5 protein-coding genes and 1 tRNA gene are annotated in these 6,000 nt (G+C 69.5%); 4 read left to right on the top strand and 2 right to left on the bottom strand.

Features of this window, described 5'->3' with window-relative positions:
• The first annotated feature begins 350 nt into the window (after window positions 1-350).
• The 3 genes from ACFW22_RS05145 to ACFW22_RS05135 all read left to right on the top strand — a co-directional run bounded on the left by ACFW22_RS05145 (window position 351) and on the right by ACFW22_RS05135 (window position 3,334).
• A complete protein-coding gene (locus tag ACFW22_RS05145; protein ID WP_386399038.1) occupies window positions 351-926 on the top strand; it encodes a hypothetical protein in 576 nt (191 codons plus the stop codon).
• A gap of 652 nt (window positions 927-1,578) precedes the next feature.
• Entirely contained in the window at window positions 1,579-1,713 is a 135-nt protein-coding gene (locus tag ACFW22_RS05140) for a DLW-39 family protein (RefSeq protein ID WP_003958712.1), read from the top strand.
• 325 nt (window positions 1,714-2,038) lie between these two features.
• On the top strand, window positions 2,039-3,334 hold the full coding sequence (locus ACFW22_RS05135; protein ID WP_386399035.1) for a hypothetical protein: 1,296 nt from the start codon (window positions 2,039-2,041) through the stop codon (window positions 3,332-3,334).
• A 92-nt stretch (window positions 3,335-3,426) separates the two neighbouring features.
• Here the strand turns inward: ACFW22_RS05135 and ACFW22_RS05130 are convergent, their stop codons facing one another.
• A complete protein-coding gene (locus tag ACFW22_RS05130; protein ID WP_386399032.1) occupies window positions 3,427-4,749 on the bottom strand; it encodes a protein kinase in 1,323 nt (440 codons plus the stop codon).
• Between the two features lie 66 nt (window positions 4,750-4,815).
• Entirely contained in the window at window positions 4,816-5,370 is a 555-nt protein-coding gene (locus ACFW22_RS05125) for a helix-turn-helix domain-containing protein (protein WP_386399030.1), read from the bottom strand.
• Window positions 5,371-5,500: 130 nt separating this feature from the next.
• Here ACFW22_RS05125 and ACFW22_RS05120 point away from each other — a divergent pair.
• Window positions 5,501-5,573: transfer RNA gene (locus ACFW22_RS05120), tRNA-Ala, on the top strand.
• Window positions 5,574-6,000: the final 427 nt, after the last annotated feature.

Raw genomic sequence — 6,000 nt, 5'->3', positions numbered from 1 at the left:
CCACCCCCCAGGTCATGCCTTCGACAGGGGGCAACAGTCATGCCGGGCCCGGAGGCCAGGAGCCCCATTTCAGGGCCACGGAAAAGGTAACGGGGCTCCCATCCCGTCTGCCGTCGACCCAGGCAGAGCCGAGCAGACACGGGTCCTGGCGTCCAGGTCGTTCGTACAGTGGCGCGCTCCACCTGGACGCCAGGACCCGCGCCCGCTCCACGTACGTGTGGGTCGACGGCAGACGGGATGGGAGCCGGGCGAGTGGTCGGCAGGGCCGGCGTGGCAGCTCCAGCCCAAAGCCGTTCCGCTGACCTTCGCTACGAAGTGCAGCCGCTCACATCGACGGTAACATCTGAAATGTGAAGATCCTCCGCATTCTTCAGTCGGGGCGCCAGCCTCGGGATGTGAGACAGCGACGGGACGAAGAACAACGACGAGATACGGAACCGCGCCAGGCCGGGGAGCCGAGACAGGTTGCGGAGCCGCAGCTACCCCTCCCGATTCCTGAGCGAGAACCTGAAGATCCTCTCTTGGATCTCTTCCGGGGCAGACTTCGGATGTTCCTCTGGACGGTGGTCGTCGCGCTTCCGCCTTTGGCGGTCGTACTCGTACCCTGGGCTGCAGGGAAGGTTCCCCATCCGGGCCCGGCGCGCATCGTCGGAAGCCCGGAGCTCGTTCTTACTGGGGTCCTCCTAGCCATTGCAGGCGTCTACGACCTCATCGTTACCCCATTGAGGACGAGCGCCACGGCCTACAAGTTCATCATGACGGGTTGCTTGCTTTTCATCTTTTTTCCCGCCCTCATTGCGTATCTACGGGTTGCGAAGGTGCCTGAGGAGCTGCCCGATACCTTGTCCGTAGCCCTCGTGTTGGTGAGCTTTGGGCTGTGCATCACCCTGGGAAGCCTGTCGGCGTGGGCGGCAGCGAAGGGATAGATATGAACGATGCGATCGCAGTGATCTCGATCGTTGTCGGTGCCGCTGGAGCAGGCTTCGCGGGTCTGGCTACCTGGAGGTACACCCGTACCCGCAGCGCTGAGAACGCGCCGGCGGCTGTAGAGGTTCAGGTCAAAGACGACAGCGGGAACGTGGAGTACAGGTCCTTCCACGTTACGCATCTGCAAGCGCGGCGGCTGCTCACCATGATCGGAGCAGTCGGTGACGAAGCGAAAGACAGTCCTCAGAGGCCCACAAGGTATACGCCGCGGCCTGCGCGGCACCAGCTACACAGACTCAGATAGCGACGATGCGTGGCCTGTCTTGTCAAGACGCGTCTGGCGCCTGACATCAGCGGCTGACACCAACAAGCGCGAATCTCGCCGATCGACGCCGAACGTCAGCGGCAGGCCAGACGACACGCGGAGCGTGTTGGGCGAGGTCCCAGGGTCACTGTGATCGACCTGATAAGGATGAGGCCACAGGTTCAAATCCTGTTAGCCCCACAGCACGATCGACCCGGATGGTTCCTCCATCCGGGTCGTTCTGTTTGTGCGAGGTTTGAGGCCGGTACAGGTCACCGATCGGTATCGGTCGATGTGTAGAGTGGGCGACAGAAGTCTCCTACGTCAACGAAAGACGAGGTCGCGCGGTGAAGAAGCTTCTCCTGGTCGCACTGGCCGCCATCGGCGGGCTCCTCGTGTACCGCCAGATCCAGGCGGATCGCGCCGAGCAGGATCTGTGGACGGAGGCGACCGACTCCGTGCCCGCAGGTTCCGGTGTCTGAGCGACGCACACACTGTGGATGAAGCCCCGGCCGCGCCAGCGGACCGGGGCTTCACCGTTTCGGGAGCGCAATACCCCGTACCCCTCCGGCTTTTGCCGAAGTGAATAGAGTCGTTGCTCAAGCAAAAGTTTGACCACGGGAGTCCTGCCGCCGTGGCTCCGTGACGCAGGACCGATCCACGATGCCGGCGGACACCGAGGGCGCGGGCGGGGCAGGATGGACCGACACCAGCCCGTCGTGCGAGCGACGGGCGCGGGTGCTGCGCGCGGGGGCGTGGATCGGCCTCCGCCGGGTGCGGCGCAGGGCGGGACGAACGGGAGAAGGCGTGAGCACGCAGACCGAGGGGCGGACCGGAACCGGCCGGAGGGCGGGGGCCCTGATCGCGGTGGCCACGGTGCTGGGTGCGGTGGTGGCGCTGCCCGCCCAGGCCCGGGCGACCGGAGGGCCCGAGGTCCCGTCGTACGCCTTCGACGGTTCGGCCCAGCGGATCCGGGGCGCCGCCTCCAGCTTGGACGCCAAGGAGCTGAAGCCCGGTCGGACGTACCGGGACAGCCTCGAGAAGGACGGCAAGGTCCACTACCGGGTCAACCTCGACAACGAGCGGAACACCTACGTTTCCGTCGTCGCCGTTCCCCCGCCCGGCGGCGAGGTCGAGTACGGCGACGGCTTCAGGGTGAGCATCCAGGACGGCTCCGGCGCCGAGTGCAGCTACCAGAAGGTCAACTTCGCCTCCGCGCAGTACGCCCGTCCGCTCGCCGGTTACGCCCGCCGGACCGTCGTCCCGGGGAGCAGCACGTGCCAGACCGAGGGCGCCTACTACGTGCTGGTCGAGCGCGATTCCGCGACGGCCTCCGCCCCGGACGACTGGGAGTTGGAGATCCGGCACGTCACCGAGCCCCTCCTCAAGCAGCCGGGCCCCACCGAACTCCCCAAGACCTGGGCGTCGGGCACGCCCGCGCCGCCGGCCGGAGGCCAGCAGCAACGGCAGGGCGGCGCCGGGTTCCACGAGGCCGTGGCCCTGCGGGAGGGCGAGTGGCGGGCGGACATCCTGCCGGGCCAGACCCTCTTCTACCGGGTGCCCGTCGACTGGGGGCAGCAGCTCCACGCCAGCGCCGAACTGGGCAGCGGCGTCAAGGGCGATCTGGTGAGCAACGCGCTCAGCCTCACGCTCGACAATCCGGCCCTCGGCTTCGTCGAGATGGAGACGGTCAGTTACACGGGGAAGCCCGCCACCCTCGTGCTCGACCCGCTCCGGCCGGTGGCCCACGAGAACCGCACCTCGTACAACGTCGCCACCAGCGGCATGCGGTTCGCCGGCTGGTACTACCTGTCGGCCACGCTGAGCCCGAAGATCGCCGCGGAGTACGGCGACGCCCCGGTCCCGCTGACGCTTCGGGTGACCGTCAAGGGCAGCCCGAAGGGGGATCCCGGGTACGACGGGGATCCCGGGGCGTTCACGGTGACCACGGGGGACCGGGAGGCGGCGGAGAAGGGGACCAACGCGGCACCGGCGGAGACGAACGGCACCATGGCGCTCGTTGCGACCGTGGGCATCGGCACCGGGACCGCATTGCTGCTCGTCCTCGGAGCCTGGACCCTGCTCGCCCGCCGGCGGGCGTGAGCCGGACGCCGCGCTCCCGGCGGGAGGGGGGAGCCAGGCCGGGTGCCGCGCCCCCCGGCGGAAGAGGGAGACGAGCCGCGGGCGGAGCGGCCTCAGACCTGGCCGAGGGCCCAGAAACCGACCGCGAGGCACACCAGCGCGAACAGCAGCAGCGGGACCGCGACCTTCGCGGGCGGGCCCGGCCGGCGTCCCGGTACGAGGGCCGTGGGCCCGGTGTGCGGGGCAGGTGCCGGTGCCGGGGCGTGGGCCTGTACCGGAAACGGTGCGGCACGGGTGGCGGAGGGCGTTCCGTATGCCGCCGCACCAGCGGGAGTCGACACCGGGGTCGGCGGGGGCAGGGGGAAGCTGCCCGTCTCGGAAGGGCGGGGGAGCAGAGGGCTTCCGGGGGTGGCACCCGGTACCGGTGCGGGAGCCGTGAACTGCGCCGGAGGGCGGTGCGGCGGGTACGGGGCGGGCGTCGGCGGCTGGGTCGGCCCCGGTGGGGACGGCTGGGCCGGCACCGCGGCGGACTGTTCCACCGGTACCGCTGTCGGCCCCCGCGGTCCTTCCGGGCCGAAGCCGGCGGGCAGCGGGCCGAGCCGGTCGAGGACCTCCACCGGCCCCTCGCCGGGATCCGGCTCCGGCAACAACTCGGCGGCGGAGGCGAGCGCCTTGCGCGCTCCCGTGGCGGACCGGAACCGTGCCTGGGGGTCGGGTTGGAGCAGACCGGCCAGAACCTGCCACACCGGCTCGGGAACACCTTGGGGGGCGCCGGGAGTGCCGTGGGTGAGGAAGTGGTCGACCAAAGCCCGCGAGTCGGGCTTGCTGCCCTTCAGGAGGTGGAGGCCGACCAGGCCGACGGCGAACAGGTCGGCGGTGACGTCCGGTTCCGCCCCGAGGAGCTGCTCCGGAGCGAAGTAACCGGGCGTGCCCACCACGTAGTTGGTTTCGGTGAGACGGGGTTCCCCTTTGCGCATGGAGATGCCGAAGTCGGACAGCCGCAGGTGGGGCCGCCCGGTGCCGGTGACGTCCATGAGGATGTTGGCCGGCTTGATGTCCCGGTGCACCACGCCCTCCGCGTGGACCGCGGCGAGGCCCGAGAGCAATTGGTCGAGCAGGACGCAGGCGAAACGCGGCGGCAGCGGGCCGTGGTCCGCGATGACGTGCGCGAGGGAGCCACCGGCGACCAGGTCCATGGTGAACAGGACCTGGTCGTCGTCGGCGGCCCAGCTGGCCGGGGCGAGGACGTGGGGATGGTCGATCCGCAGCGCCTGCTCGCGGACGAACCGGAGCAACGTGTGGGCGTCGCTCTGCTGGAGCACCTTGGCCGCCACGTAGCGGCGGCGCCGGTGGTCCCAGGCCCGCCACACCGCGCCCGCCCCGCCGCGCCCGATCGGGTCGACCAGTTCGTACCGACCACCGAAGACCTCGCCCATCGCGTTGCGCCCGCTCCCCGTCTGCGTCGTTTCCCCGCGGTGCCCGGTCGACCCACCGGGCCTGCGTCAGTTCTGGTGCGACTCGTAGTGGGCGACCGCTTCGGCCGTCCGTCCGGCGCCGTACACCCGGAGGAACTCTGCCAGCTCCGGGTGGGAGGGGGCGAGCGAGTCGGCGGCGTCGATGATGTCGCCGGCGGCGGCCACGGACCGCAGCAGCGACTGGATCTCACGGACCACCCGGCGCACGGTCGGCGCGCCGGAACCGGTGCCGAGGCCGGTCTGGCTCGTGCTGGTGAGGACGGAACCGCCCTGGGACTTCTTCACCTCGTCCATCCGTGCCGTCGCCTCGGCGGCGCTGACGCTGCCGTCGGCGACCTGGCCGGCGAGCTCCTGGAGGGCCTGGACGCGCTGCACGACCGCGGGGTTGCCGATCTTCGCCCGCTGTCCGCTCATCAGCTGGGACAGCATCGGGGCGGAGAGCCCGAGCACGGCCGCGAGCCTCGCCTGATTGAGCCCGAGATCGTCGATCAGCCGGCGGAAGAGCGCTCCCAACGGCTCCCCGTACCAACTGCGCTGAAGCTCTCTGGCTCTTGCCGTGGCTTCCTGCTGCGCTGCGTCCATTGCCCTCTCCCCATCCCTTAGGTTCGCCACTGCGAACCTCGATCAGCATCTTACGGAGAGTGGTCGCTGACCGGGAGACCCAATCCTTTTGCCTGACATGGGGGGTGACCCGGTACGCTGTTCTCGTTCCGGGGCCTTAGCTCAGTTGGTAGAGCGCTGTCTTTGCATGGCAGATGTCAGGGGTTCGACTCCCCTAGGCTCCACTCTTGAATGCCCTTCGAGCTGCCGAAAAGCAGTCTCGGAGGGCATTTTCGTGTTTCCGCGGAGAAGCGACGCCGCCTTGCTGGGGGCAGGAGGGGCGTACGGACCCCGAAGGGTGCGGTGGTCGGGGGGCGTGCCCGTCCTGGGGCGGGCGCCTGGCGACTCCCGCAGTCCGGCTCGTGGTGGTGCTGCTCGGCCGGCGGCCCCGGCGGCCGATCAGCACGGAACCGGCCAATCCGCACGGAGGCCGGTGCGGTAACGGGGGCGGGGTGCTACCGGAGGCGGGGCGATGCTGGTCCGGACGGGTGGTGTTCATCGGAAGAACTGCGCGGTGACGGCGTCGGTGCGGGGAAAACCGGCCCGCATGCACATCATGAGGAAGGTATGTAAAACGCGCAAAACGAAATAAACCATTCGAGAACGTCACGA

The sequence above is a fragment of the Streptomyces sp. NPDC058872 genome (genome assembly GCF_042743065.1).
Lineage (GTDB): Bacteria > Actinomycetota > Actinomycetes > Streptomycetales > Streptomycetaceae > Streptomyces.
This window is presented reverse-complemented; position numbering and strand designations above follow the sequence as displayed.

Coding starts and splice junctions, on each gene's coding strand:
- ACFW22_RS05130 (WP_386399032.1), bottom strand. CDS start 4,749: ATGGGCGAGGTCTTCGGTGGTCGGTACGAACTGGTCGACCCGATCGGG.
- ACFW22_RS05125 (WP_386399030.1), bottom strand. CDS start 5,370: ATGGACGCAGCGCAGCAGGAAGCCACGGCAAGAGCCAGAGAGCTTCAG.